31 protein-coding genes and 1 pseudogene are annotated in these 25,472 nt (G+C 60.6%); 19 read left to right on the forward strand and 13 right to left on the reverse strand.

What is annotated here, in order from left to right:
- Positions 1 to 70 precede the first annotated feature (70 nt).
- The 4 genes from mnmH to AC01FP_RS05830 are packed head-to-tail and all read left to right on the forward strand — an operon-like array spanning position 71 to position 3,630.
- Positions 71 to 1,135, forward strand: coding sequence for a tRNA 2-selenouridine(34) synthase MnmH (mnmH, locus tag AC01FP_RS05815; protein WP_474478901.1), 1,065 nt, complete (start codon positions 71 to 73; stop codon positions 1,133 to 1,135).
- Positions 1,136 to 1,159: 24 nt separating this feature from the next.
- Positions 1,160 to 1,531, forward strand: coding sequence for a photosystem II reaction center protein Psb28 (gene psb28, locus AC01FP_RS05820; RefSeq protein ID WP_474478842.1), 372 nt, complete (start codon positions 1,160 to 1,162; stop codon positions 1,529 to 1,531).
- 4 nt (positions 1,532 to 1,535) lie between these two features.
- Positions 1,536 to 2,624, forward strand: a complete 1,089-nt coding sequence (locus tag AC01FP_RS05825; RefSeq protein WP_474478843.1) for an AI-2E family transporter — start codon at positions 1,536 to 1,538, stop codon at positions 2,622 to 2,624.
- Positions 2,625 to 2,628: 4 nt separating this feature from the next.
- A complete protein-coding gene (locus tag AC01FP_RS05830; RefSeq protein WP_474478844.1) occupies positions 2,629 to 3,630 on the forward strand; it encodes an AI-2E family transporter in 1,002 nt (333 codons plus the stop codon).
- Between the two features lie 257 nt (positions 3,631 to 3,887).
- Here the strand turns inward: AC01FP_RS05830 and secF are convergent, their stop codons facing one another.
- The 6 genes from secF to rsmA form a co-directional block, all read right to left on the reverse strand.
- Positions 3,888 to 4,859 carry a protein translocase subunit SecF gene (secF, locus tag AC01FP_RS05835; protein WP_474478845.1) on the reverse strand — a complete coding sequence of 324 codons (972 nt, stop codon included), beginning with the start codon at positions 4,857 to 4,859 and terminating at the stop codon, positions 3,888 to 3,890.
- Between the two features lies 1 nt (position 4,860).
- A complete protein-coding gene (gene secD / locus AC01FP_RS05840) occupies positions 4,861 to 6,330 on the reverse strand; it encodes a protein translocase subunit SecD (RefSeq protein ID WP_474478847.1) in 1,470 nt (489 codons plus the stop codon).
- A 2-nt stretch (positions 6,331 to 6,332) separates the two neighbouring features.
- Positions 6,333 to 7,316 (reverse strand): pyruvate dehydrogenase complex E1 component subunit beta, encoded by a 984-nt coding sequence (locus AC01FP_RS05845; protein WP_474478848.1) that lies wholly within the window; start codon positions 7,314 to 7,316, stop codon positions 6,333 to 6,335.
- A gap of 139 nt (positions 7,317 to 7,455) precedes the next feature.
- Complete coding sequence (locus tag AC01FP_RS05850) at positions 7,456 to 7,791, reverse strand: DUF3082 domain-containing protein (RefSeq protein WP_474478849.1); 336 nt, start codon at positions 7,789 to 7,791, stop codon at positions 7,456 to 7,458.
- Complete coding sequence (gene ispE / locus AC01FP_RS05855; RefSeq protein WP_474478850.1) at positions 7,788 to 8,723, reverse strand: 4-(cytidine 5'-diphospho)-2-C-methyl-D-erythritol kinase; 936 nt, start codon at positions 8,721 to 8,723, stop codon at positions 7,788 to 7,790. The genes AC01FP_RS05850 and ispE overlap by 4 nt, the downstream gene beginning before the upstream one ends.
- Positions 8,716 to 9,555 (reverse strand): 16S rRNA (adenine(1518)-N(6)/adenine(1519)-N(6))-dimethyltransferase RsmA, encoded by an 840-nt coding sequence (gene rsmA / locus AC01FP_RS05860; protein WP_474478851.1) that lies wholly within the window; start codon positions 9,553 to 9,555, stop codon positions 8,716 to 8,718. The genes ispE and rsmA overlap by 8 nt, the downstream gene beginning before the upstream one ends.
- A gap of 23 nt (positions 9,556 to 9,578) precedes the next feature.
- Between rsmA and AC01FP_RS05865 the strand changes: the two genes are divergently transcribed.
- Positions 9,579 to 9,866 carry a hypothetical protein gene (locus tag AC01FP_RS05865; RefSeq protein ID WP_474478852.1) on the forward strand — a complete coding sequence of 96 codons (288 nt, stop codon included), beginning with the start codon at positions 9,579 to 9,581 and terminating at the stop codon, positions 9,864 to 9,866.
- On the opposite strand, the gene AC01FP_RS05870 is transcribed toward AC01FP_RS05865, so the two are convergent.
- Complete coding sequence (locus AC01FP_RS05870) at positions 9,860 to 10,225, reverse strand: YraN family protein (RefSeq protein WP_474478853.1); 366 nt, start codon at positions 10,223 to 10,225, stop codon at positions 9,860 to 9,862. The two genes, AC01FP_RS05865 and AC01FP_RS05870, sit on opposite strands and share 7 nt — an antisense overlap.
- A gap of 84 nt (positions 10,226 to 10,309) precedes the next feature.
- Between AC01FP_RS05870 and AC01FP_RS05875 the strand changes: the two genes are divergently transcribed.
- From AC01FP_RS05875 to AC01FP_RS05910, 8 genes are all read left to right on the forward strand, one after another.
- Positions 10,310 to 10,852, forward strand: a complete 543-nt coding sequence (locus tag AC01FP_RS05875; protein WP_474478854.1) for a pentapeptide repeat-containing protein — start codon at positions 10,310 to 10,312, stop codon at positions 10,850 to 10,852.
- Positions 10,853 to 10,862: 10 nt separating this feature from the next.
- On the forward strand, positions 10,863 to 11,279 hold the full coding sequence (locus AC01FP_RS05880; RefSeq protein WP_474478855.1) for a hypothetical protein: 417 nt from the start codon (positions 10,863 to 10,865) through the stop codon (positions 11,277 to 11,279).
- Complete coding sequence (locus AC01FP_RS05885; RefSeq protein WP_474478856.1) at positions 11,279 to 11,938, forward strand: TMEM165/GDT1 family protein; 660 nt, start codon at positions 11,279 to 11,281, stop codon at positions 11,936 to 11,938. Before AC01FP_RS05880 ends, AC01FP_RS05885 begins: the two co-directional genes overlap by 1 nt.
- A 56-nt stretch (positions 11,939 to 11,994) precedes the next feature.
- Positions 11,995 to 12,996, forward strand: a complete 1,002-nt coding sequence (gap, locus tag AC01FP_RS05890) for a type I glyceraldehyde-3-phosphate dehydrogenase (RefSeq protein WP_474478858.1) — start codon at positions 11,995 to 11,997, stop codon at positions 12,994 to 12,996.
- Positions 12,997 to 13,059: 63 nt separating this feature from the next.
- A complete protein-coding gene (locus tag AC01FP_RS05895; protein ID WP_474478859.1) occupies positions 13,060 to 13,437 on the forward strand; it encodes a hypothetical protein in 378 nt (125 codons plus the stop codon).
- Positions 13,434 to 13,667, forward strand: a complete 234-nt coding sequence (locus tag AC01FP_RS05900; RefSeq protein WP_254936852.1) for a hypothetical protein — start codon at positions 13,434 to 13,436, stop codon at positions 13,665 to 13,667. Before AC01FP_RS05895 ends, AC01FP_RS05900 begins: the two co-directional genes overlap by 4 nt.
- Positions 13,668 to 13,718: 51 nt before the next feature.
- Positions 13,719 to 14,081 carry a LexA family protein gene (locus tag AC01FP_RS05905; RefSeq protein WP_474478903.1) on the forward strand — a complete coding sequence of 121 codons (363 nt, stop codon included), beginning with the start codon at positions 13,719 to 13,721 and terminating at the stop codon, positions 14,079 to 14,081.
- The gene (locus tag AC01FP_RS05910) at positions 14,078 to 15,382 is read left to right on the forward strand and encodes a Y-family DNA polymerase (RefSeq protein WP_474478860.1); all 1,305 of its coding nucleotides are present in this window, start codon (positions 14,078 to 14,080) and stop codon (positions 15,380 to 15,382) included. The genes AC01FP_RS05905 and AC01FP_RS05910 overlap by 4 nt, the downstream gene beginning before the upstream one ends.
- Before the next feature lie 15 nt (positions 15,383 to 15,397).
- Here AC01FP_RS05910 and AC01FP_RS05915 read toward each other — a convergent pair whose 3' ends face one another.
- Positions 15,398 to 15,646 (reverse strand): hypothetical protein, encoded by a 249-nt coding sequence (locus AC01FP_RS05915; protein ID WP_474478861.1) that lies wholly within the window; start codon positions 15,644 to 15,646, stop codon positions 15,398 to 15,400.
- Between the two features lie 85 nt (positions 15,647 to 15,731).
- On the opposite strand from AC01FP_RS05915, the pseudogene AC01FP_RS05920 reads away from it, so the two are divergent.
- Both AC01FP_RS05920 and AC01FP_RS05925 read left to right on the forward strand, forming a co-directional pair.
- Positions 15,732 to 16,088, forward strand: a pseudogene (locus AC01FP_RS05920) (methyltransferase family protein); the annotation flags it as partial.
- Between the two features lie 4 nt (positions 16,089 to 16,092).
- Positions 16,093 to 16,302 (forward strand): hypothetical protein, encoded by a 210-nt coding sequence (locus AC01FP_RS05925; protein WP_474478911.1) that lies wholly within the window; start codon positions 16,093 to 16,095, stop codon positions 16,300 to 16,302.
- Positions 16,303 to 16,304: 2 nt separating this feature from the next.
- Here AC01FP_RS05925 and AC01FP_RS05930 read toward each other — a convergent pair whose 3' ends face one another.
- Entirely contained in the window at positions 16,305 to 16,559 is a 255-nt protein-coding gene (locus tag AC01FP_RS05930) for a hypothetical protein (protein ID WP_474478862.1), read from the reverse strand.
- Between the two features lie 109 nt (positions 16,560 to 16,668).
- Positions 16,669 to 18,762 carry a DNA primase gene (dnaG, locus tag AC01FP_RS05935; RefSeq protein WP_474478863.1) on the reverse strand — a complete coding sequence of 698 codons (2,094 nt, stop codon included), beginning with the start codon at positions 18,760 to 18,762 and terminating at the stop codon, positions 16,669 to 16,671.
- Between the two features lie 71 nt (positions 18,763 to 18,833).
- On the opposite strand from dnaG, the gene AC01FP_RS05940 reads away from it, so the two are divergent.
- Positions 18,834 to 19,676 carry a DMT family transporter gene (locus AC01FP_RS05940; protein WP_474478905.1) on the forward strand — a complete coding sequence of 281 codons (843 nt, stop codon included), beginning with the start codon at positions 18,834 to 18,836 and terminating at the stop codon, positions 19,674 to 19,676.
- On the opposite strand, the gene AC01FP_RS05945 is transcribed toward AC01FP_RS05940, so the two are convergent.
- Entirely contained in the window at positions 19,645 to 19,854 is a 210-nt protein-coding gene (locus AC01FP_RS05945) for a hypothetical protein (protein ID WP_474478864.1), read from the reverse strand. The genes AC01FP_RS05940 and AC01FP_RS05945 overlap by 32 nt on opposite strands.
- Positions 19,855 to 19,915: 61 nt before the next feature.
- Positions 19,916 to 20,410 carry a hypothetical protein gene (locus tag AC01FP_RS05950; protein ID WP_474478906.1) on the reverse strand — a complete coding sequence of 165 codons (495 nt, stop codon included), beginning with the start codon at positions 20,408 to 20,410 and terminating at the stop codon, positions 19,916 to 19,918.
- A 21-nt stretch (positions 20,411 to 20,431) separates the two neighbouring features.
- Between AC01FP_RS05950 and ruvA the strand changes: the two genes are divergently transcribed.
- The 3 genes from ruvA to AC01FP_RS05965 all read left to right on the forward strand — a co-directional run bounded on the left by ruvA (position 20,432) and on the right by AC01FP_RS05965 (position 21,884).
- Positions 20,432 to 21,079 carry a Holliday junction branch migration protein RuvA gene (gene ruvA, locus AC01FP_RS05955; protein ID WP_474478865.1) on the forward strand — a complete coding sequence of 216 codons (648 nt, stop codon included), beginning with the start codon at positions 20,432 to 20,434 and terminating at the stop codon, positions 21,077 to 21,079.
- 92 nt (positions 21,080 to 21,171) lie between these two features.
- The gene (gene rpsO / locus AC01FP_RS05960) at positions 21,172 to 21,441 is read left to right on the forward strand and encodes a 30S ribosomal protein S15 (RefSeq protein WP_106501986.1); all 270 of its coding nucleotides are present in this window, start codon (positions 21,172 to 21,174) and stop codon (positions 21,439 to 21,441) included.
- An 11-nt stretch (positions 21,442 to 21,452) separates the two neighbouring features.
- On the forward strand, positions 21,453 to 21,884 hold the full coding sequence (locus tag AC01FP_RS05965) for a photosystem II biosynthesis protein (RefSeq protein ID WP_474478866.1): 432 nt from the start codon (positions 21,453 to 21,455) through the stop codon (positions 21,882 to 21,884).
- Here AC01FP_RS05965 and AC01FP_RS05970 read toward each other — a convergent pair.
- Entirely contained in the window at positions 21,864 to 25,406 is a 3,543-nt protein-coding gene (locus tag AC01FP_RS05970; RefSeq protein WP_474478868.1) for a DNA polymerase III subunit alpha, read from the reverse strand. The two genes, AC01FP_RS05965 and AC01FP_RS05970, sit on opposite strands and share 21 nt — an antisense overlap.
- Between the last annotated feature and the right edge of the window lie 66 nt (positions 25,407 to 25,472).

Genomic DNA, 25,472 nt, shown 5'->3' on the forward strand with positions numbered 1-25,472 from the left:
GTATCGACGCATTAGTCATGTCCTCAAGCCCCCGGATGTACTGATCAGAGGGGTGACAACTTTCCTGAAACTGGGGGCCAGCCCCCTCCTCGATGTAAGCGCGTTCCTGGCGGCCGAGGGGCCGATCGTGGACGTGCGCAGCCCTGGGGAGTTTGAGCAGGGGCACATTCCGGCAGCGTCCAACCTGCCCCTGTTTAGTGATCAAGAGCGGGCTGAGCTGGGTACCGCTTACAAGCAGCAAGGGCGGCAGGTTGCCGTGCAGCTGGGACTGAAGTTGGTAGGGCCGAAGTTGCCAGATCTGGCCCAGGCTTTGTTGGAGCTTGCTGAAGCAGGCAAGACCCTGCGCCTGCACTGCTGGCGCGGCGGCATGCGTTCAGGCAGCATGGCTTGGCTGGCGAGCACCCTGGAACTGCCCGTTTTGCTGTTGCAAGGCGGCTATAAGGCCTACCGCCGCTGGGTGTTGGAAAGTTTTGAGCAACCCTGGCCCCTGCTGGTGCTCGGTGGCCGCACCGGCACCGGTAAAACCGACCTGCTGCTTGCCCTGAGGCAAAGAGGGGAAGCAGTGGTTGATCTCGAGGGACTGGCTAATCACCGTGGCAGCAGCTTCGGCGGCCTGGGCCTTCCCCCTCAACCGAGCACGGAGCATTACGAGAACCTGCTGGCTGCAAGCCTTACGGCCAGCGCAGGCCAGTCACCAATCTGGCTTGAAGCCGAAAGCGCTCAGGTTGGTCGCTGCCGTATTCCTGCGGGCTTGTGGCGCCAAATGGGTGAGTCGCCGGCTGTTGAGATCCAACGTCCCATGGCGGAGCGGGTTGAGCAATTGGTTTCCGTATATGGCAACCAAGGGGAGGAGTCCTTGCGCCTCGCCACCGAACGCATCGCCCGGCGGCTTGGCCCCCAGCGCACGGCAACAGCTCTAGAGGCGATCGCCTCTCAAGACTGGGCGGCTGCCTGCCGGCAGATGCTCGACTACTACGACCGCTGCTACGACAGCGAACTCAGCAAGCGCGATAAACCCCTGCTGTCCAGCTTCGATTTGGGCGGACTAGACCCCGATGCAGCTGCGGCTGAATTGCTGCAACCAGCTCCCTGGTGGGATCAGGTCTGCGGGGAGATAGTTGAGGCGAGCTCCTAGGATCGATTTTTGTCCCCGCTTGCCATGGGCGCCGCCATTCAGTTCTTCCGTGGGGTGGATGAGCCGGTCGTGCCCGACATCCGCCTCACCCGCTCGCGGGACGGCCGCACCGGCCAGGCCCTTTTCGTGTTCGAGGAGCCCGATGCCCTTGCCCCCGAAAGCATGGGCGACATCACCGGCATGTTTCTGGTCGATGAGGAAGGCGAGCTGGTGACCCGTGAGGTGAAGGCCCGCTTCGTCAACGGCAAGGCCAGCGCCCTGGAGTGCACTTTCACCTGGAAGAGCACCGAGGATTTCGATCGCTTCATGCGCTTCGCCCAGCGCTACGCCGACAGCCACGAGCTGGGCTTCTCGGGTAATAAAGATGATGATCAGCCCGAGCAGGACGAGGCCTGATCCATTGAAATTCGGCCAGTGGTTAGGCCTGTTAGCCCTGGTGGCATCCCTGGTGCTGCTTTGGAGCCTGCGTCAGAGCCTGATGCACCTGTTTGCAGCCGTGGTGCTTGCCATGGCCCTCTGCACTTTGGTGGGATCGATAAAGTCCCGGCTGGGGTGCTCTAGGCAGCTGGCTCTCCTGCTCAGCCTGGGCACGGTACTTCTGGTGGTGGCTGTGACGGCCACCGTGGTGATCCCACCTTTTATTGATCAATTCAGTCAGTTGCTCGGCAAGCTGCCGACAGCAGCTGAAACCCTGTCAGAGCTCATGAGGGGGAGCCTGTCAAAAGTCTCTCAAATGATCTACGGCAATACCGATAGCGGCCTCTCCTGGCTTCGAAATGGTCTGGTTGGCAGCAGCGTTTCCGAACGCCCTGGGATCGCTACAAACCTAGGCAGCAGTCTCGGCAGCGGCGCCCTGCGACTGCTTGGGTTTGCCGGTGGAGTCGGCACTGGATTGCTGCAATTCCTGTTTGTCGTTGCTGTGGCCCTAATGGTTGCGGTGCAGCCCACCGCTTACCGAGAGGTGGGTGTGCTGCTGGTGCCCTCTTACTACCGGCGCCGCTTCCGTCAGGTGTTGGTTCAATGCGGTGATGCCCTAAGTGCCTGGATGGTGGGGGTGTTAATTAGCTCACTCTGCGTTGGCATCTTGGCGGCTATCGGCTTGAGCTTGCTGGGGGTGAAATTAGTAGCGGCAAATGCTTTGCTGGCAGGCCTGCTGAACATTATTCCCAACATTGGACCAACCCTAAGCACGGTTTTTCCGATGTCCGTGGCACTGCTAGATGCTCCCTGGAAAGCAGCAGCGGTGCTAGCGCTTTATATAGCTATTCAAAACCTGGAGAGCTATATAATTACCCCTTCTGTGATGCACCACCAGCTCAAGCTGCTGCCCGGTCTCACCCTTACCGCCCAGTTGCTATTTACGGTGGTATTTGGTCCCCTAGGGTTATTACTGGCATTGCCATTGGCCGTTTGCTTACAGGTGATGGTGCGCGAACTGCTTATCCGCGACATCCTGGACCCATGGAAACGCCTGCGCCTGGCAGGCTGATGCGATGAACGGACGCACGGTGCTGGGTGCCTTAGCCCTGATTGTCCTTGGACTACTCACCTGGGAGTTGCGCTGGGTCCTCCTGGTCCTATTCGGCGCTGTTGTCCTGGCTGTTGCCCTTGATGTTCTAATAAGCCTATTGCGGCGATTTTTACCTCTCAATCGCCCCACGGCCCTTGTAGTGGTCTTGGTGTCTTTGGTGTTGTTAGGCGGGCTACTAGGCCAGCTTCTGTTGCCTGAGCTGCTGGAGCAGATCAACCAATTGACCTCCCTTTTGCCTGTTTTAGCTCTGCGGCTGAGCAGCCTGGCCCGCCAGGTCGATTGGCTACCCGATCTGGAGCAGCAGTTGATGGCGCTTGGCACTTGGGAGAGGCTCCAGCCCCTGGGCGGTCAACTTCTTGGCATAGCAGGAGGAGCTGCAAGCACCACAATCCAGATGCTGCTTATGGCCTTGCTAGCGATCCTGCTGGCCCTGGATCCTCGTAGTCACCAGAAGGTGGTGGTTGCCCTTACTCCCAGCTTCTGGCGACCCCAGATGCAGCATCTGCTGGGTGAATCACGCCAAGCCCTGGGTGGCTGGCTGGCTGGCATGACCCTCTCTTCGGTGAGCGTGTTTCTGCTCACCTGGGCCGGGTTGGCCCTTTTGGGCGTGCCGCTGGCCCTATTGAGCGCCCTGGTGTGCGGCCTGCTTACCTTCGTGCCCACCATTGGCCCCACCGCCGCCACCTTGTTGCCACTGGCGGTGGCTTTACTGGTATCACCAGCAAAAATGCTGCAGGTTCTAGTGCTACGGCTCATTCTGCAGAATGCCGAAGCCTTTTTGCTTACGCCTGTGCTGCTGCGGCGAACCGTGAATCTGCTGCCGACCGTGGCACTCACTGCCCAGCTTTGCCTTGGTGCTCTGCTGGGGCTGCCAGGGGTGCTACTTGCCTTGCCGTTAGTGGTCGTGCTGCAATTGCTCTTTGAAGAAGTAGTTGTAAAGGAAGTGATGGATCACTGGGATTGATCACTAGAGCTGATCACTACATTAACCTTTAAGGCCTTTGACGGTAGTGCTGCAATAACGAAGGTAATAATAGCAAGACTGCTGTGGCTAAGAGATGGCTGCGAATCGCTGCCGCCAAGGAAGTCAAGGTGAAGTGGTCTGCTAGCAGCTGCAGTTCGACCCACAAATCTAGAAAAGCGAGCAACCCGAGCAAGATCGGCACAATGGAGCCTCCCAGCCTCCGCCGACTCGGCCTTGCAGCATTAGCAGGAGTCTGATTAGCGACGGGACAATACCGGTAGCAGAGTGGGGGCCACAACAATACTTGAGTAAGCTCCTGCCAAAATACCAAAGCTCAAGGCAACTGAGAACCAAAACAGGGTGCTGCCACCAAAGAAAATCAGCGCTATTAAAGGCAGGAGAGTTGTTAGTGATGTATAGACAGAGCGGGTCAACGTACTTATGACTGCCTCATCTGCCTGATCCGCCAGGGATAGGTCCTTGAGTTGTGCACGCTTCTCCCTTATTCGGTCAAAAATAACCACAGTGTCGTTCACTGAATAGCCCGCAATAGTAAGTAGGGCCACAGCAAAAAGGCTATTAACCTCTACCCCGGCTAGCACTCCAAGCCAAGCAAACAAGCCACAAGTGATCAAAACATCATGGCCTAGGCAAACAAGTGCCAGAAATGCATATACTCGGTCGTAGCGGAAGGAAATGTATATGGATATGCCTACGAAACTAACTAACAAAGAGATTAAGCTGGCCCGCAGCAGCTGGGAACCAAGGGTGGGGCCAATCGTGTCCACAGCCAACCCCCCCGAGACCGTATCGCCTATCTGGCTCTGAAGGGACTTGAGCACCGTTTCGGACTGGGCTGGGCTCAGGCTTGGGAGGCGCAAAACCAAAGAACTCCCACCATCAAGAAGCTGGACTGAGGCTCCAGCGAGTGGTGGAGCAGGATCCTCGCCATCCGCTGGCAGCTTCAAGGACGCCAGGCTGGCTTGGACCGAATTTGCAGTCAGTGGGGAACAAGCAGGGTCGCAGCTGCGCTCTATCTGAATCTGGGTGCCACCAGTGAAATCAATTCCTGGTCTCAGTGGAGCGCGAATTGACGGAGACAACCAGCTAACAGCCATTCCCAGAAAACTCAAAAGCAAAGCTACTGTGGAAAGTAGCCATAGTCTCCGGCGATGGTGGTTAACGCGGAAAGAAAACATTGGCCGATGACTAGTTGGTGCAAGGGACATCTCAGGCGACCCCCTCGGCGCGTTGAGCTAAAGGGATGAAATAGTTGATGCGGCGTAAGCCTGGATAGCTCATCAACACACGCAAGAGCGTGCGAGTGCATGTAAGTGAGCTGAACAAGCTAAGCAAAACACCAATTCCAAGCGTGACTGCAAATCCTTTGACAAGCCCGGTTCCCAGCGTGAATAAAGCAATGCAGCTTATAAACGTTGTAACCTGGCCATCAAGGATGGACGAGAATGCGAGGGCGAAGCCAGTATCAATGGAGCGAATCAAAGTATTGCCGGATCGCAGCTCCTCCTTGATCCGCTCGAAGATCAATACGTTTGCGTCTACTGCCATTCCCAGCGACAAGATAAATCCAGCAATTCCTGGCAGGCTGAGAGTGACCGGAATCAGGGCATAAACAGCCAAGTTGAACAGGCCGTAGAGGGACAAGGCAACTACCGCAACCAGCCCAGCCAATCGATAAACGATCACCATGAAAACAGCTACTAGCAGTAGGCCTGTAAGGGCTGCCACCAGGCTGGTGCGAATGTTTTCAGCTCCTAATGAGGGCCCAACTGTGCGCACTTCGAGGATTTTCACTGGCAGGGGCAAGGAGCCCCCTCGGAGCTGAACCTCTAATTCTCTAGCCTGCTCGGCGGTGAAATTACCCGTAATACTTGCTGAGCCTCCAGTAATGCCCGCCGCCTTGAACTCAGGGCCAACGCTGGCCTCACTTATGGAGCGACCATCCAGAACAATGCCAAGCAAGCGGCCAGTGCCGGCGATCGACTGGGTAAGGCTGGCAAACTTATCGCCTCCATCTTTAGTGAAACCGAGAGTCACATCCCAGCCGGTGCCTGTTTGCTGCTGCTGGCGTCCTGCGGTGACAAGATCCTTGCCGCTGATGACTGCTGGTTCGAATTGGGCGACGATGTCAACGTTGATACGTTGTAGATCTGCTTCTAACTGATCACGATCAGCTTCTTTGTCGTCAGGCGAAGTTGGTACATCCGGCTGGGAGTCAGCAGCTTCATTCACAGGGCCGTTTAGGCGGATTAAAAGTGCCGTTGCTTGGCGCTTTAGGTTGAGCAGTTCCTGCATCCGCTGCTCGGTACCCGGTTTTTGGGCCCGAAATTCAAGTAGTGCCGTAGTGCCAAGAACCTTGGCGGCGCGTGACGGATCCTGCTCCCCAGGCAGTTGCAGCACTAGCTGATTGTCACCAACAGTTTGCAAGGTCGACTCAGCCACACCCAAACCATTAATGCGTCGATCAAGTACCTCCTTGACAGCATCTAGCTGCTCCTTTTCTACCTTTTTGATGGCACCGGCGGGTAAAACCTGGAGAGTGAGTTGGCTGCCGCCTCGCAGGTCAAGTCCAAGTCGCTGGCCTAGGGGGGTCTCCGGTGTGTTCCAACTAAAGAGCAAGGCCCCGGCCGCAATTGCCAAGGCAAGGATCAGGGCAAACCACCCCTGTTGACGAGCCATATCTAGATCTTTCCGGCGACGAGCTGCTGGGCCGCATCAACAATCTGATGGGGTTGAATGATGGTCAGGTTTTCCAGGGCACCGTTGTAGGGAGTTGGGATGTCCTGGGAAGACAACCGAATCGGCCGAGCATCAAGCTCATCAAAACAATGTTCCGTAATCAAGGCCAATAATTCAGCCCCAATGCCGCCTGTCTTCATACATTCCTCCACCACAATCACCTTGTGGGTTTTGCGGATCGAGGCGGATATGGTCTCCATATCAAAGGGCTTAAGGCTGATTAGATCGATCAGCTCCACGCTCACCCCCGCCTTCTCCAACTGCTCGACAGCCTTGAGACAGTGATGGCGCATGCGTGAGTAGGTAAGAATCGTGACATCCGATCCAGCCTTTACAACCTCGGCCTGGTCAAGAGCGCAAATGTAATCACCTTCTGGAATATCTTCAGAAAGGTTGTACAGCAGCACGTGCTCAAAAAAGAGCACGGGGTTGTTGTCGCGGATTGCGGCCTTCATCAGGCCTTTGGCATTGGTGGGGGTGCTCACCGCCACAATTTTGATGCCGGGTACGGCATGGAAATAGGCCTCTAGGCGCTGGCTGTGCTCAGCGCCTAGCTGGCGACCAACCCCGCCAGGACCCCGCACGACAGTGGGAATGGTGTAGTTACCGCCGCTGGTGTAACGCAACATCCCCATGTTGTTGGAGATTTGGTTGAAGGCAAGCAGCAGGAAGCCCATATTCATGCCCTCCACGATTGGGCGCAGCCCCGTCATCGCCGCACCAACTGCCATGCCAGTGAAGGCGTTTTCGGCGATCGGGGTGTCCAGCACCCGCAGCTCACCATATTTTTCGTAGAGATCTTTAGTGACCTTGTAGGAGCCGCCGTATTGGCCGACGTCCTCACCCATCACGCAGACATAAGGATCTCTAGCCATCTCCTCGTCGATGGCTTCCCGGAGGGCATTGAAAAGCAGCGTCTCTGCCACGTCTGGGCTTGCACCATTTAGCTGCCAACCTATCTCAGCCGCCGGCGGCGAAGGTTGACAGCAGCAACACCGAAAGCAGCATGCCGGGGAGCAGCAGCGTTACTAGCAGGCCCAGATCGTGGGGAGTCATAGGGAAAAGTTAGGGCTTTTCGCCCGCCTCGGCAGGGGCCGATCCGGAACCGGACACCAAGCTGCGCACGAACACCAGCGCCAGACCAATGCCAATGAAGGCAAAGCTGAAGGTGGCAAGAAACGACATGCCAACAAGCAGTGTTTTGAGGGCCGTGGCGATGCTCTGGGCAATCGCCGAGCTGTAGCTGGGGGGATGCAGGGCGTAGTACGCCACCAATTTCTGGCTCAGACCCAAGGCCAGCCAGGCCAGCAGACCAGCGGTGAGCGAGCCCGAGAGGAAACTCAGCGGCCCTTTACGGGGCGCTGGATCACTGGGCTTGATGGGGGATTCGGATTTGGTCACTTAATCAGGCTGACACCCCGATCGCTGAAGCCACAACTCCAAGACTCAAAGCCGTCCCGCTCAAACCGTTCGGCTAGGTCTGCATGGGCGCTGCGAGCTTGGTCCACCCCTGGAAACAGGGCGAACAGACTGGGTCCAGAACCGCTCATGGCGACCGCCAGGGATTGCTCGCTCTGGCGCAGTAGTGCCAGACCCTGGCTCACGGTTTCCACCTCTGGTTCTACCACGGCCTGCAGGTCGTTGCGCAGTGGTGGCCAGCTCCCATGTCCCGCGATGGCCCCTAGCAAGGGCGCTTGGCGTAGGGCCTGACGGCGCTGCTCAAAGTCTGCTTCAGCCTCGAGATAGAAATCGCCGCGTAGCTCCTTGCAGCGTCCATAGGCCCAGGGCGTGCTGACACTCACCTCCGGGTGCTTGATCAGCAGTAGCGCCGGAGGCTCGCTTGGATTGAAGGGCAAGGATTCCAACAGCTCACCGCGGCCAAAGCAGAGCTGGGTGCCGCCATCAAGGCAAAACGGCATGTCGGAGCCAAGTTCAGCCGCCATGCTGTGCAGTTCCTGACTCTTAAAGCCCAGTCCCCATAGCTTGTTGAGACCAATCAGCGCCGCCGCTCCATTACTGGAGCCGCCCGCAAGGCCAGCCCCGATCGGGATGCGCTTTTCGAGCACGATCTGGGCTCCAAGCTCGGCAAAACCTGAGCGGGCGCGCAGCATCTCACCTGCCTTGACGACCAAATTGCTGCTGTCAGTGGGCAGGTCGGCCCGATCGCACTGGAGGCTGATTTTGCCATCCGCCGTGGGCCGCATCCTCAGGCTGTCGGCCAGATCGATCGACTGCATCAGCATCGCCAGCTCGTGGAAGCCATCGGGGCGCAGGCCAAGCACCTCCAAGTGCAAATTGATCTTGGCGGGGGCACGCACGCATAGATCAGCCATGGGTAGGGGCGGCAGCGGGCTCAGCAATGACCTGATTCAAGCTGCCCGCCAACGCCACCCAGGCTGCTGGCGCGATCTCCTGGGGCCGCTGCTGCAGGCCGATGCCCGCTGCTTCCGCCAACCCAGCCAGTTCAGCTTCGGGCAGCAAGCCCGCCAGAGTGTTGCGCACCATTTTGCGTCGAGCTGCAAAACAGCGCTTCAAAAGCATCTCCACCGTGCGAGCTAGTTGGGGTGCCAATTGCTTCTCCACTGGCAGCGGCTCCAACAGGATCACCTCCGAGTCCACTTGGGGCGGCGGCTGAAAACAGCGCGGTGGCACGGCACATACGGAGCGGCAGTTGGCCAGCAGCTGCATGCGCACGCTCAGAGCTGAAAAGGCGCTGGCGCCAGGCTCACTGCGGATCCTTTCCCCTACCTCCCGTTGCACCAGCAGCACTAGGCGGTCGTAGGGATGGGCCACCGGCCGATCGAGCCGGCCCACCAGCCGCTCTAGGAGGGGGCCGGTGATGTTGTAGGGAATGTTTGCCACAACCTTGTTGGCGGCAGGCAGATCCACTGTCAGCACGTCCCCCGAGGTGAGTTGGAAGCGCGGCTGGTCGCCAAAGCGCTCCTGCAGCCCCAGCACCAGATCGCGATCAAGCTCCACTGCAGCCACTGCTGCCGCCGGGGTAGCCAGCAGCCGCTCGCTGAGAGCTCCCCGGCCCGGCCCCACCTCCAACACCCGATCGCTGGCTTCAAGCTCTGCGGCCGCCACGATGCGCGCGAGCACCGCCTGATCTATCAACCAGTGCTGGCCGAAGCGCTTGCGGGCGCGGTGGGCAGTAAATGTCATCTTGAAGTCGTCAGGTATCCACAATGGCTGTTGCCCCACATCCAGGCATTCATCCGCAGGCATTGATTTGCGCGGCCGCCATAGTTGCCGCCCTGCCGTTCCTGTCGCTCCCCGCTCAGGCAGGCAGCGTCACCGCCTCCTCGATCTGGGACAAAAGCAACGCTATTCAGCGGGCCCGCCAGCAGCTTCCAGCAGGCGCGGTTGTTACCGCTGAGCGTTGCCAGGAAACGGAGGTAGGGATGGGCAACTATCGCTACCTATGCACCGTCGAGTTCAGCCAGCCTGCGCCAGCGGCCACTACCGATCAGTGATCGGCGCGGATCCAGCGGACAGGTCCGGACGTCGGTGCCAGAGGCACCAAGGCAAAGACCAGCTCCACCGAGCTCTCCGCCCAAACCGGATGCTCCTCCAGCCAGCAGCGCCAGGCTCGCTCCAACCGCTGCCGCTTGCCGCGGCGCAAGGTGCCGGCACCCCAACTATCTGGCCCGCAACGACTGCGACCTTTCACTTCCACCACCAATAGGCGACCCCCTTTTTCCAGCACCAGATCCAGTTCTCCCCAGCGACATGCCCACTGGCGTGAGAGCAACCGCCAACCCCTGCCGAGCAGTAGGCGCAGCACCCGCTGCTCAGCCCAGTCGCCCTGGCGGCGTGCAGTGGTGCGAGCCATTGGCCTGGAGCAGCAGCCTGCAGGGTTCCCACGCAGTGCGCTGCTAGGTGCCCTGCCTAGGCTGGCAATAGCCATCCAGCTGCCATGTTGCCACCTTCATCTTCCGGTCGATCCCGTTCCGGTCGTTCTCCGCGCAGCCTGGCTGGCGGGGTTCTGGCGCTGTTGTTCGCCCTGGCCAGTGCCATCGGCTTGGGCTCGATTTGCCCACTGCCCGCCCAGGCGGCCATGGATGTGGCCAAACAGGTGCTAATTGGCGCTGATTTTCATGACCAGGATCTGAGGGGCGCCACCTTCAACCTCACCAACCTGCGGGATGCCACCTTTGCCGGCTCCGACCTGCAGGGAGCCAGCCTGTTTGGCGCCAAGCTTCAGGACGCTGACCTAAGCAACACCAACCTGAAAGAGGCAACGCTTGATTCGGCGATCTTCAATGGCACGAACCTCACCAATGCAGTGCTGGAAGACGCCTTTGCCTTCAACACCAAATTCACCAATGTGGTGATTGAGGGGGCAGATTTCACCAATGTGCCTTTGCGGGGTGATGCGCTCAAAACCCTTTGTGGCCTGGCCAGTGGCACCAACCCGGTGACCGGCCGCGACACCCGCGCCAGCCTGGGCTGCAGCTGAGAGCTAATCGATGAGCTTCGACGCCCGTAGCCGCGAACGCCTCCAAGCCCTAGGCCGCAGCCTGCCCCAACCCCTACCTAAGCCTGAGCCGCCTCAGCAAAGCCAAACCAAAGCCACCGATAAGCGCCACAAGGTGGAGCTGGAGCAAAACCCGGAGGCCCTGTTCCGGGAGCTGATGCAGGTCAGCCCCGATGGCACGGTGCCGCCCCACCTGATGGAGCGGCTGCGAGAGCTTGAGAGCCGCCGCCAGAGCGCTACCCCTGCGCCGGCGCCAACCATTGCCGCCAGCCCCAGCAAGCTCCGTGGTCGCAACACCGCTGGGCGGGCCGATCGGCGCACTGCAGCTGAATATGGCGATCTCTACACCGCCTTTCAGCAATTGCTGCTGGAGGACGAGGAGGACATCCCCTCAGCTATTGATAAGTGATGGCTCCACCCCTTTCCAGCGATCCCAGCCTGGCTGCCTTCGGCTCCAGCCTCACCGCCATCACCCTGGCCGAGCTGGGCGATAAAACCTTTTTCATGGCGCTGATCCTGGCGGTGCGGCACCGCGCCCGCTGGGTATTTATTGGCTCATTTGCCGCCCTAACCGCGGTCACCCTGATCTCCCTGGCCCTTGGATACGGCCTGCGGGAGCTGCTACCCCAAAGCCTGGTGCCCTGGCTGGCCGCCGTGCTCTTCCTCAGCTTTGGCATCAAGCTGCTGTTCGATGCCCAGGGCATGGCGGCCAATGCCGCCACCGAGGAGAAGGCGGAGGCTGAGCAGGCGATCAATACGGCGGAAAGCAGCAAGGCCTTCAACACGGCCTGGGCCGTGATCTGGGAGGCCTTCGTGCTGGTGTTTATCGCCGAGCTAGGCGACCGAACCCAGTTCACCACGATTTTTATGGCCACTGCACCGGCCCAGGTATTCAGCTTTGGCGGCCTGCTGGCCGGCACGCTGTTAGGACATGCCCTGGTCACCTGGCTGGCCGTAGGCGCTGGCAAATGGATTGGTCAATGGGTGAATGAGCGCCTGCTCTATCGCCTAAGCGGCGGCTTGTTTCTAGTGTTTGGTCTGGCGGCCTTGAGCCAGGCCCTGAGCTGATCCATCCCCCGTATGGTGCCCCCATACTTTCGCCACAGGGTTTAGGGAGCTCCGCCATGACCATTCGCATCGGCATCAATGGTTTCGGCCGCATCGGCCGCCTGGCCTTCCGCCGTGCCATGACCCTGGCGGACGTGGAGATCGTTGGCATCAACGACCTAATTGAGGTCGACTACCTGGCCTACATGCTCCGTTACGACTCCACCCATGGCCGCTTCCAGGGTGAGGTGGCCGTCGAAAACGGCCAGCTGGTGGTGAATGGCCAGGTGATCCGCATCAGCGCCGAGCGAGATCCAAACAACCTCAAGTGGGGCGAGGTTGGCGCCGACTACGTACTTGAGAGCACCGGTTTTTTCCTCACCGACGACTCTGCCCGCGCCCACATCAATGCTGGTGCCAAGCGTGTGGTGATGAGCGCTCCCTCCAAGGACGCCACACCAATGTTCGTGATGGGCGTGAACCACAGCAGCTACGCCGGCCAGGACGTGGTTTCCAATGCCAGCTGCACCACCAATTGCCTGGCACCTGTCGCCAAGGTGCTGAACGACAACTTCGGCATCGTCAATGGCTTGATGACCACGGTGCATGCCACCACCGCCACCCAGAAAACCGTGGATGGCCCTTCGGTGAAGGACTGGCGTGGTGGCCGCGGCGCGGCCCAAAACATCATCCCCAGCTCCACCGGTGCCGCTAAGGCGGTTGGCCGGGTGATCCCCGAGCTCAACGGCAAGCTCACCGGCATGGCCTTCCGCGTGCCCACCCCCGATGTGTCGGTGGTGGACCTCACCGTGAACCTGGCCAAACCGGCCAGCTACGACCAGATCAAGGCCGCCATGAAGGCTGCTAGCGAAGGGCCCATGGCCGGAATCCTCGGCTACACCGAAGACGAGGTGGTGAGCACCGACTTTCTTGGCGAGAGCTGCACCTCGGTGTTTGATGCCGGCGCCGGCATCGCCCTCACCGACACCTTCGTGAAGGTTGTGGCTTGGTACGACAACGAGTGGGGCTACAGCTGCAAGTGCCTCGACTTGATGCGCCACATGGCCAGCGTGGGATAGGGCCTGCGCCGCTGACCGTGGGACAGGCCGGGCACTGGAGAAGGGTCCTGTCCTTTTCTGCCCATGGCCTGTGCCGCTGTGATCTCCCTGCTCGAACCCTGCCAATCCCGCCAGGGCCACTGGCTGCTGCCAGATGCCGGCTTCCCCCAGCAGCTGGCCAGCTTGCTTGGCTCGCCCCTGCGCAGCAGCGGCAGGCCGCCCAGCAGCTGGCAGGAGCTGCAGGCTGTTTTCTTGCCATTGGCGCCGCTGCCGCCGCCAGAAACCCTGTCGCCAACGCCTGCTGCTACCTACCGCTACCTAATCTGCCTGGACCGGCGCGGTGGCCGTGTGTCCTGTTGGCGGCGCTATCCGGAAGGGCTGGGCTGGCAACGCCGTTGCGGTCCGATGCCGCTGGCACTGTTCATACGTCGCTTCAACCAGCGCCTAACCTCCACCCCATGACCGGCAATCTCCAGGCGATCGGCTTTTTGTTCAGCTGGGTGCTCGGCTGGGGCATCGGCGGCTCCCTGATCGATGCGGGACTAATCCAGGCCGGCGTCTATTCCCTCGAAACCGGCCAGCTCGGCACCCTCACCACCTTCGTGTTGTGGACCTTGCTGTGGGGTGCAGCTGGCGCCTGGCTCTACCGCCGCTTCACCACCACTACGCCCGAGTCCGGCGAGCCGGACTAAAACAGCGCGGCAGTACGCCTGAACTAGTGTGGGTTGACTCGCGGCGCGCGCCTGGCACACCCAGCCCATCCAGCCTCCTCGCCATTGCCGGGCAGCGCCAGTCTCAGTGCCCAGCTAATCCGCTGCCACGCCAGCACGGTGTTGCTGCGGGTGAGTGGTGAATCGATGCAGGCGGCCGGAATCAACCACGGCGACCTGCTGATCGTCGATCGAGGCCTGGAGCCCCGCCCCGGCCAGATCGTGGTGGCCTGCCTGGATGGCTGCTTCACCCTTAAACGGCTAGTAGCCCACCAAGGCCGGCTACGCCTGGAGGCAGCCCACCCGGCCTACCCGCCCCTAGAGCTGGATTGCTTTGATGGCGCTCGCATCTGGGCGGTGGCCCTGCACGTGATCCGCACGCTGAAAGCGCCATGACCTGCAAGCCCTGGAGCCGCCGCCGCCAGGCAATCGTGCTGATCGACGGCAACAACTTCTACGCCTCCTGCGAAGCGGTGCTGGATCCCGCCGTGCTGGGGAGGCCGTTGGTGGTGCTCTCCAATAACGACGGTTGCATCGTGTCGCGCAGCGCCGAGGCCCGAGCCCTCGGCATCCGCATGGGCCAGCCCTACTTTCAGGTGCGGCGCGAGCTGGAGCGCCAGGGCGTGGTGGTGCGCAGCTCCAACTACGCCCTCTACGCCGATATGAGCCAGCGGCTGATGGCCACCCTGGAGCCCTGGGTGGAAGCGCTGGAGATCTATTCGATCGATGAAGCTTTCGGCCAGCTCAGCCGGCCCGCCGACCAGCGCAGCCTGCACGATTGGGGCCGGCAACTGCGTCACCACGTGCTCTGCCAGCTCGGCCTACCGGTGGCGGTAGGCATCGGCCCCAGCAAGGTGCTGGCCAAGCTCGCCAACCGACTTGCCAAGACGACGGCCAGTGCCACGGGTGTCTTCGACCTCGGCAGCATGGATGACCCCGATCCCCACCTGGCAGCGGTCGCCATCGAGGATGTTTGGGGTATGGGCCGCCAGCTTTCCCGCTGGTGCCGCCTGCGCGGTGTAGCCGATGCCAAGGCTCTGCGCGACATGCCCAGTGGCGAACTGCGCCGCCGCTGCGGCGTGGTGGGACTGCGCCTGCAGCAGGAGTTGCGGGGTATGGCCTGCCTACCCTTAGAGACCATGCCGGCCGCCAAGCGGGAAACCTGCGTGAGCCGCAGCTTCAGCCAGCCGATCATCAGCCAGAGCGAGCTGAGGGAGGCGGTTGCTACCTACCTGAGCCGGGCAGCGGAGAAATTGCGGCGGCAACAGCAACGGGCTGGAGCCATCACGGTGTTCGTGCGCAGCAACCCCTTCAATGGCACCAGTTTTTACAGCAACAGCGCCACGGTGAGCCTGGCGCTGGCCAGCAATGACACCGCCGTGCTGCTGCAGGCAGCCCTACCCCTGGTGGCAGTGCTGTTCAGCCCCCACAAGCCCCTGCACAAAGCGGGGGTGCTGCTGCAGCAACTGCAGGGCGAGGAGACCCTCCAGCACAACTTGCTGCTGCCACTGCCTTTGGAGCAGCAACACCGTCGCACAGCCCTGATGGCCACCATCGACCAGCTCAACCGCCACTACGGCAGCGGCACCGTGCAATGGGCAGCAGCGGGAATGCAAACCCCCTGGCGGATGCGGCGCTCACGACTGTCTGGGGCGGCCACCACCCGCCTAGACGCCATCCCGGTGGTGCGGGCCTGATCACTGCGGGCCTGATCACGATGGCAACAAGGCCGCTTCGATCATGGCGGCAGTAACGGTGATCGTCTCCAGTTCATCGGCATTGTCGAGGTAGGCCTCAAACGAGGCATAGCGCCGGATGCAGGGAGGAGCGCTGGCAGCGGCGCAGGCCTCAGCCCAGCTGCTGTCTTCAGGCTGCACGGAGAGATAGGCGGTGAGGGCTTCCTCAAGATCGCTGCCATCGCCAATGGCTTCACCGTCCCAGAACACCTCGAAAAACCCCATGGAACCAGGGTGAAATCAGCAGTCAGGCAGCGTATGCGGGGATCAGCAAAGAAAGGAGTAGACAAAGGCTGACTGTGACGGGCCGATGACCCCATTGCCTAAAGCGCCCGGCAAAACCTGGTGGGAACACCAGCGCACCGGGCTATCAAAATTGGTGGCAGCACTGGCATTCCTTGTAGTAGCACTCACCCAGAGTCGCTGGGAGCTGAACCATGAGAATGTGGCCACTTTTCTGTTCAGCACGGGTCTTGGCCTGGCCGCCATTGGAGCAACAGGGCGGATCTGGTGTTCATTTTTTATCTCCGGCCGCAAGGACGGAGAGCTGGTCACTGAAGGTCCCTACTCGATCAGTCGCAACCCGTTATATGTATTCAGCTGCATTGGTTTAGTGGGGGTGGGACTTAGCACCGAAACACTCACCTACCCGCTGCTCTTTCTGGTGATATTTGGTCTTTATTACCCGGGAATTATGGCTCGGGAGGAAAGAACTGTTCGACGAGTCCTTCCGCCAATACCGGCAGCGGGTGCCACGCTTCTGGCCCAATCGCCGCCACATCCTCAGCGACATCTGGTTTGTATGGATTGCGGCAATCATTGAACTGGTGGAGGGCTTGCGCAACGTTGGCTTGCTACCCCACCTGCTGATGCTCTGGTGAAATCACCACCAGTCATTCAAGAAAGGGCCGCCAAAATCGTCGTCATAGGCGGGTTCCACGGTCCATGTAGGTGTGGGGCCACCTGCCTGCGGCGGTTTTGGGGGGCCGGAGAGAGTTTCGGCGTTGATGCCGGGAATCGGCACCACCCCACAGGGGCACTGACACAGACCATCTGGGCCGATCACGCCCTGGCTGGGTTGCTCACAGCTGCAGGGGCAGGGTTGGGCAAGCGCGGCAGGGGTAAGCCACAAAGGCATCAATAAAGACGGCAGTAAAAGTAGGGAAAGCCGGGGAAGAAACATCAAAGCGAAGGGAAAACAAAGTGCTGAAAAGGTCTTGGGGCAAGACAGAGGTGGTTACCGCTAATCAAGCCGCCGGTTGAGCCATCACCTCCTCGTAGCCAGCGCGGCGCTGGGAGTCGAGATGTTCGAGATGTTTGCGTTCGTTGTAATAGAGCTCCTGAAAGCGCAGGGCGTCGCTGTTGAGTTCGCTGAAGAGGGCCTCGATGCGCGATTCCATATCGCTCAGCGGTGCCAGGCCTGAAGCCGTGGCCCGGGCCTCCTCCCTTTCTTGCTCCAGCAGCCGGGCAATACAACGCTCCAGGGTCTCAAGACGCTGACTGCTCCAGGCATCCAGCAGATGCCGGCAGCGCTTGACGCTCTTCTGGCGCTCCAGAGATGCCGTGGCACCGCGCAGCTGAAGCAGGGGCTGGCCAAAAGCCATGCGCTGCAGCTCATTAGGCTCCAGCAAGGGCGTCAGCCTGGAGAGCAGGGCGCTCTGCTCCACCACCAGCTGATCACCCAGCAACCGGGGCAAATCAAGATCGGCGAGGTCTGAGCCGGGGTCTTGGCCTCGGTTGATCGCCTCGAGCCGGCCCACACCGAGGTTGACCTCCTCTAGGCCGCTAATCGCAGCCCAAAGCAGGCGGTGGTGCTTGAGGGCGAAATCATCGAGTTCGCGCTGCCGCAACTCCACCCGGATCGCACTGCGGTAGTTGGGGCAGTGCAGATACATCCGCAACACCTCCGCTTCTGCCCGCTCCCGAAGCCCAGCCTCACCCGGCAATTCCCACTTCTGGGAACGGCCATGCCAGCGCTGGCCTTTGACCTGCTGACGCAGATCGTCTTCCAGCTGGATCGCCAGACGGGCCTGACCACCGCTGAGGCGCTCGGCCACCCGCTGCAGATAGTGGCTGCGCACCGCGCTCTGGGGCAGCTTGCCAAGCAGGGCAACAAGGGCCGTCACCGCTAGCTGGAACTGGTCGGGGCGGGCTAGATCTCGGCCCTCGAGCACCTGCTCGATCTGCCAGTCGAGCCAGAGCGGCGCCTGATCAAGCAGGGCCCGGTAATCGCCGGCACCCTGGCTCTTAAGGAACTCATCGGGATCCTTGCCGGAGGGCAGCTGCAGCACCCGCAGCTCCAGCTGGCCCTGCAAGGCCAGCTGCTCCACTTCACCGATGGCCCGTTGGGCAGCGCGCACACCGGCGCCATCGCTATCGAAGTTGAGCACCATCCGGCGCCCCTCGCAGCAGCGGCAGAGCTGGGTGATCTGCTGGCTACTGAGGGCAGTGCCAAGGGACGCCACCGCGTTGGTGATGCCGGCGGCGTGCAGGGCGATGACGTCGAAGTAGCCCTCCACCACCACGGCCCGGTCGTCCTTGCGGATGGCGGCCGCGGCTTTGTCGAGACCAAAGAGGTGCTTGCCCTTCTCGAATATCTCAGTCTCCGGAGAGTTGAGGTACTTGGGCTCGCCGCCATCGAGGCTGCGGCCACCGAAACCGATCACCCGCCCTTGGCGGTCCTTGATCGGCACCATCACCCGGCCGCGGAAGCGATCGTAGAAGCCACGGCCGTCCTGGGAATTGGCGCCCTTGCGTGGCACCACCAGGCCTGCTTCCTCAAGCAACTCCGGCCCCAGCCCCTCCACCTGCTGCAGGTGGATTAGTAGGCCATCCCAACGGTCGGGAGCAAAGCCGAGCTCGAAGGCCTCCAGGGTGGCTTCACTCAAGCCGCGACTTTCGCGCAGATAGGTGAGAGCGGCGGCTCCCTCAGGGGCGCGCAATTGGCTGCGGAACCAACCAGCCGCCAGGGTGAGGACCCGGTGCAGCTGTTCGCGGCGGGAGAGCTGCTTGCGCAGCCGCTCCTGCTGGGGGCCATCGAGGGTCTCGATTGGCAGCTGGTATTTGCGCGCCAGCTCCAGCACCACATCGCTGAAGCTCTGACGCTGGTGCTCCATCAAAAACTTGATGGCATTGCCGCCGGCACCACAGGAGAAGCAGTAGTAGAACTGTTTGGCCGGGGACACCGTCATCGACGGCGATGTGTCGTCGTGGAAGGGACAGATGCCTACGTACTCACGCCCCTTCTTCTTGAGCACCACGTGCTCGCCCACCACATCAACGATGTCAGCCCGCTCCTTGACGGCCTCAATCGTGCGGGGGTGGAGACGCGGCAGGCTCAAGGAAGGGGCTAGTTGCGGTGGGCGCTGAAGCGAAGCCTGATTCTGACCGGGGGAGGCAAGCCATGCTCGGCATGGTGGCCAGTGCCCTGAGCTTTTCGCTGATGGGCGTTTGCGTCAAGCAGGTGGGCGGACGCATTCCCGCTGCTGAGGTGGTGTTCGCCCGGGCGATCGTGAGCGTGGCCCTGAGCTGGTGGCTGCTGCACCGAGCCGGGATTCCAGCGTGGGGCAATAGGCGCTGGCTACTGATCTGGCGCGGAGCGATCGGCACGGCCGCCCTGCTGTGTGTTTACGCCGCCCTAGCGGCCTTGCCCCTGGCAGCGGCCACGGTGCTGCAATACCTCTACCCACCGTTCACTGCCCTACTGGCCTGGCTGCTGCTGGGTGAGCCAATCGGCAAGCGAGTGCTGGCGGCCATGGCCCTGGGCTGGCTGGGGGTGCTGCTCGTTGCCCAGCCGGCCGGCCTGCTGCAGGGCGGCGAAACTCTGGCGCTTGTTCCCGTACTGATCGCCGTTGCCGGTGCCCTATTCACCGCCCTTGCCTACGTAAGCGTGCGCTCCCTAGGCACGAGTGAGCACCCCCTGGTGATCGTCTTCTACTTCCCTTTGGTGGCTCTGCCCTTGAGCTTGCCCCTGGTGGCCCTCAATCCCGTACTGCCCACCCCAGCGGAGTTGCTTTGGCTGGTCGGGGTTGGGGTATTCACCCAGCTTGGTCAGGTGTATCTGACCCGCAGCCTCACGGCCCTGCCGGCGGCGCGAGCAACGGCGATCAGCTACGTGCAAGTGCTGTTTGCCGGTAGCTGGGGCTGGTTGCTGTTCGGCGAGTCAATCGACAGCTGGACCATCGCCGGGGCTGGCCTCGTACTGGCAGCCACCCTGGTGAGCCTTAGCCAAAGTCAGCGACAGAAACCTTCTTAGCCTCGGCATGGGCGAGAACCCGGCGGCAAAACTCCACCAGCTCCTCCGGCGTCATGTCGTCTTTGGAGTCGTTGTCGCAGGTGCCAATCAGATGCCAGGCGAGCTGCTCGCCGGTCCAGTGGTCCAAGCCGCCCGATGCAATCACCGCGTTGTGAATCGCGATGCGGTATTTCTGCACATTGCTGCTGTCTAAGGCAGCCAGGCAGGCGGGCTCGTATCCATCCTTTAAGTCATGCCGATCAGCCCCTTGCCTTGAGTGGTAGCGGGTCGGTGATCCAGGTCTGCTGGCCGTCACCCCCAGCCCCGTCAGCGCCGGCAGATGCGGCAGGACCAACGGGGCGGGCCAAACGCCAGCTTTGCCCGCGCTCGCCCCGCTGCAGGAAGAGCTCAAAGGGACTGTCCACCCGGATCGGATCGCCAGAGAGGCGCCAGTCGAACTGGCCCTGCAGCCGCAGCCCCTTGGCCTCACCGATCCCGATCGGCTGCTGCTGAGCCACCCGCACCCGACTCACCTCCGGCATGCCGCCTGCATCTAGGGCCAGGGCATCAGCGATGGCGCCCTGGGTGAGCTGAATCTGCAACTCAAGGGCCTGCAACAACACCGACCGCGGCGGCTGAGCGGCAGTACTGCAACCGGTGAGCACTAGGCAAACCATCAACAGCAGTGGCAGCAAGCAGGCGCTCAACCGGCGAAGCAGCAGGGGCTGGGCACGGCTGAACACGGCGGGCACGATGGGGAACCTATTACTGACTCCATGATCGGCTGGCTGCAAGGGCAACTCAACCATCCCTGGCAGCAGGACAAGCGCTACGGCCTGCTGCTGGTGTGTCAGGGGGTGGGGTACGAGGTTCAGGTGAGCCAGCGTCAATGGCAGCAGCTGCCGGTGGAGGGCAGTGCTCTGGGGCTGCACATTCACCTGGCAATCCGCGACGACGCCTGGATTCTCTACGGCTTTGGTGAGCGCCACGAAAGGGATCTGTTTCGGGAATTGGTTGCCGTAAGCGGCGTAGGGCCCCAAATGGGCCTGGGATTGCTGGGAGTGATGGATCCCAGGGAGTTGGTACAGGCCATCGTGCAAACCGATCTACGCCGGCTCTGCCAGGCGCCCGGGGTGGGCAAGCGCACCGCCGAGCGCTTGGCTGTCGAGCTGCGCACCAAACTGCAACAGCGGTTTCTGGGGCAACTGGATAACCACGGCGATCCGGATTCGCTGGCAGACGGCCCCCTGCTGCCGGCAGAAGGCCGTGATGAAGTGCAGCTAACCCTGGCTGCCCTGGGCTACGAAGCCCTTGAAATCCATCGCGCCCTGCGCGCCGTAGCCGCTGTCGGCATGGGGGAGTCGGCCGGGGCAGAAGATTGGATCCGAGAGTGCCTGCGCTGGCTATCCCGCCCAATGGACTGAGACGGCAAAACCTATGTCCGCCAGAAGGTATGGTGGGAGCTTGCACCGTAGGTCCCCAAACCGGGCCCAGCCTGCGTTTTATTCCCCAGCCCATGCCGCTCACCACCACTAAAAAGCAGGAACTGATCAACGGTCACCAGACCCATGGCACTGACACCGGATCGGTGGAAGTGCAGGTGGCCATGCTCAGTGAGCGGGTCAGCCAGCTGACCGGCCATCTGCAGAAAAACAAGCACGATTTTTCTTCGCGCCAAGGCCTGCTGAAGATGATCGGACGCCGTAAGCGCCTGCTTGGTTATCTAAATGGCATCAGCAAGGAGCGTTACAGCGCTTTGATTGCCAAGCTCGGCATCCGGGGCTGATCGAGGCAGCCATGGCCGGAAAGGGAATGCAGGGTCGCGCCCAATCGGGCAAGGGCAACCCAAAACCGACCCGGCGTTCCGGCCCCAGCCAGCAGGTAATCCCTGACGCGGTTGCCAATCGCATGGCGCGCCGAATTGCAATCGGCACCGGCATTCCCACTTTGATGGGCATGGGCGTATTTATTGGCAGCTACTTATTAGTCAGCCGCCAAATCTTCGACGTTCCACCCAGTGCCACCTTGGCGGCATCGGGTGGATGTTTTTTTCTAGGGCTGCTGGGCTTGAGCTTCGGTGTGCTTTCCGCCAGCTGGGAAGAGAAGCCAGGCAGCTTGCTTGGCAGCGAGCAGATTGGACTCAACATCAGTCGCTTGCGCAGCTCGGTTAAGGCTATGCGCAATGGTGCGGGTAATCAGCCAACCAGCTCAGGCCGCCAAGAGCGATGAGCTGATGCGGGCCTGAAAATCGGCAGCGATGAGGGTATCAAGGGCAGCGCCCACATCGCCTACGCAGAATTGGGGGCCAAGCCGCACAAAGCGGGTCTGGCCCGCCTGACGAACCAGGGCCACCACAGGCACTCGCAGGCCAGCCTCGTCCTGAGGTGGCTTGTGACGATGTAGGCACTCGCGCAGGCGGTGCTGAATGGCGATGTCGGCGGCCTGATCGGCGGGTAAATCGACCATCAACAACTGCAGATCGTCAATGGAGCGGCAGTCCTCGACAATTAATTGCACCCGATCATCGCGGCGATCCACCGAAGCCCACACCAGCAAGCGCGCATCCACCATTAGGTGGTCGGCTAAACGGGCATAGCTTTTAGGAAAAACGACCGCCTCACAGCTGCCGGTTAGATCCTCAAGCTGAAGCACGGCCATCCGGTCGCCCTTGCGGGTGTTCACCTGACGCAGCTCAGGCACCATCACAATTGCACTCACCTTGGCCTTGTCGGCCATCTCCTCGAGATTGCCCAGAGCCACCGGCGATAGCAACTTCACCTGCTGGGCCAACTGTTTGAGGGGATGGTCTGATAAGTAAAAGCCCACCAACTCCTTTTCCAGGCGTAGTTTTTCGGTTGGGGGATAGTCGCGCACCGGAGCCGCTTTGGGGGCGGTGCTGATATCGGCCAGGCCGGTGGCAACGGAACCCCCAGCAGAATCGGCTGCGGCGCTGGCGCCAAACAAATCAAAGAGGTTGCCCTGACCGCTGGCCCGATCCTTGGCGCGGGAGCTGGCCCAGTCGATCACCAGATCCAGATCCGCCATCAATTGGGCGCGATTGCCCAGAGGCTCGAGGGCATCAAGTGCTCCTGAATGGATCAGGGCCTCCAAGGCGCGGCGGTTGAGCTGCTGACCAGGAATCCGATCGCATAGCTCGGCCAGGGAGTTGAAACGACCATCGCCAGAGCGAGCCTCAATCAACTGTCGAATCGCCCCATCACCCAAATTGCGAACGGCCGAAAGGCCAAACAGAATTCGATCGCCAACGGGTGTGAAATCGATGCCGGAAGCATTTACATCGGGGGGCATCACTTCGATACCCATAGCATTGCAGTTGGCGATATATCGCTGCACCTTGGCTGAGTCACCGGAATTTACGGTGAGCAGCGCCGCCATGTAGGCAACTGGGTAGTGGGCTTTGAGATACGCCGTTTGATAGGTCACCGCGCCATAGGCGGTGGAATGGCTCTTATTGAAACAGTATTCAGCAAATAGAACCATCTGCTCAAACAATGCCTCCGCTATTCGCGGTTCGACGCCACGTTCAGTAGCACCGCTCACGAAAAGGCTCTGGTGTTTCTCCATCTCACTCTTTTTCTTCTTACCCATCGCCCGCCGCAGCAGGTCTGCTTCGCCAAGGGAATAGCCCGCCAATTCCTGAGCGATCTTCATGATCTGCTCTTGGTAAACCATGATCCCGTAAGTCTCCTTAAGGATCGGCTCAAGCTTCTCGTGGGCTACATCAATTACCTCACGACCGTGCTTGCGATTAATGAATTTAGGGATCAGACCTGCATCAAGCGGACCGGGCCGGTATAGGGCCAAAATAGAAGATATATCCTCAAGTGATGAAGGCTTGAGATCGCGCACAATCTGGCGCATGCCGCTTGATTCAAGCTGAAAGATGCCCTCCAGATCACCACGGGCAAGCAGGGCGTAGGTACCTGCATCGTTAAGAGGCAGATCATCTGGGACAACCTTAACGCCACTATATTGCTGCACAAGATCGACAGTTTTATCGATCATTGTGAGATTTTTGAGGCCGAGAAAGTCCATTTTCAATAGACCCATCGACTCCACATCTTCCATGAAGTATTGAGTAATCACCTGGCCATCGTTGTTGCGCTGCAATGGGACCAATTCATCAAGGGGCTCCGCCGCAATCACCACGCCAGCCGCGTGTACGCCAAAGGTCTTGTTTGTTCCCTCAATACGCATTGCCATATCAACCCAGCGCTGTACCACTGGATCTTTTTCATATTTCTCGCGAAATTCTGGCGCCGGTGATTCGGCTCCGATCATTTCCTTGAGCTTGGCAGGTTTGCCTCGCACCACTGGGATCAACTTGGCCAGGCGATCCGCATCGCCATAGGGAATATCGAGTACGCGGGCCACATCCTTGAGCACTGCTTTTGAAGTCATACGGTTGAAGGTGATGATCTGGGCCACCTTCTCTTCGCCATAGCGCTTAGTGACGTAGTCGATAACTTCTCCACGTCGCTCGATACAGAAATCCGTATCAATATCTGGCATCGACTTGCGCTCTGGGTTCAAGAATCGCTCAAACAGCAAGCCATTGGTAACCGGATCAATGTTGGTGATCCCCAGGGCGTAGGCCACCAAGGAACCCGCCGCTGAACCACGACCCGGCCCCACAGGTATGCCGTTGTCTCGGGCAAAGCGGATGTAGTCCCACACCACCAGGAAGTAGGTGGGAAAACCCATCTGCTCCATTACCTGGAGCTCAAAGGCGAGGCGATCGCCGTAGTGGGGTTCGAAGCCAGCGCCACTATCCAGGCGCAGACGCTGCCGGAGACCCTGCTCGGCCACCTCAGTGAGATAGCTCACCGCTGTGTGCCCCGCCGGGATCGGGAAGCGGGGCATCTGATAGCGGCCGAGGATGTCGTAGGCCTCCACCTTTTCGGCCACCTTGGCCGTGTTGGCCACTGCTCGCTCGATCAGCTCAGAAGGAAGATGGTCATTGAACAGGGAGAGCATCTCTGCCTCCCCCTTGATGTATTCAGTCCCCGTGTAGCGCAGGCGTTTCACGTCGCTGATCAACTTGCCCGTAAGCACGCAAAGCAGCGCGTCGTGGGCTTCTACGTCGTTGGCACTGAGGTAATGGGCATCATTGGTGGCGATCAACTCAATGCCCAGCTCGGCACCGATGCGGGCAATGCCGGTGTTGACGATGCGATCTTCGATGCCGCCATGATCCTGGATCTCCAGGTAGAAGTCGTCGCCAAAAGTACGTTGATACCAGCTGGCAACCTCCCGCGCCGCATCGGGCCGGCCCTGCAAAATTGCCTGGGGAATTTCGCCTCCCAGGCAGGCAGTTGCCACGATTAACCCTTCGCTGTACTGGCTCAACAATTGCTTGTCGATACAGGCACGGGCAAAGATGCCCCGGCCGCGCATGCCGCGTAGGTGGCTGATGCTGGTGAGCTTCACCAGGTTGCGATAGCCGACCGCGTTCTTGGCCAGCACCACCAGGTGGTAGCGCTTCTCCTTTTTCTGCTGGGGGTCATCAATGGAGCCATTGATGACATACATCTCGTTGCCGATGATCGGCTTGATCCCGGCCTTGGTGCAGAGCTTGAGCAGCTCGATGGCGCCATACATCACACCGTGGTCGGTGAGTGCAAGGGCTGGCATGCCCAGCTCCACAGCCCGATCCACCATCGCCGGCAACTGGCTCGCCCCGTCTAGAAGGCTGTAGTCGCTGTGGTTGTGGAGCGGAACGAAGGCCAAGGGCAGCTCTAGCCGGAAGGCATCGGAAGCCTCCCCAAGCTAGGCGACCACGCAAGATCCAGTGTC

It is taken from the genome of Cyanobium sp. NIVA-CYA 375 (assembly GCF_056108345.1).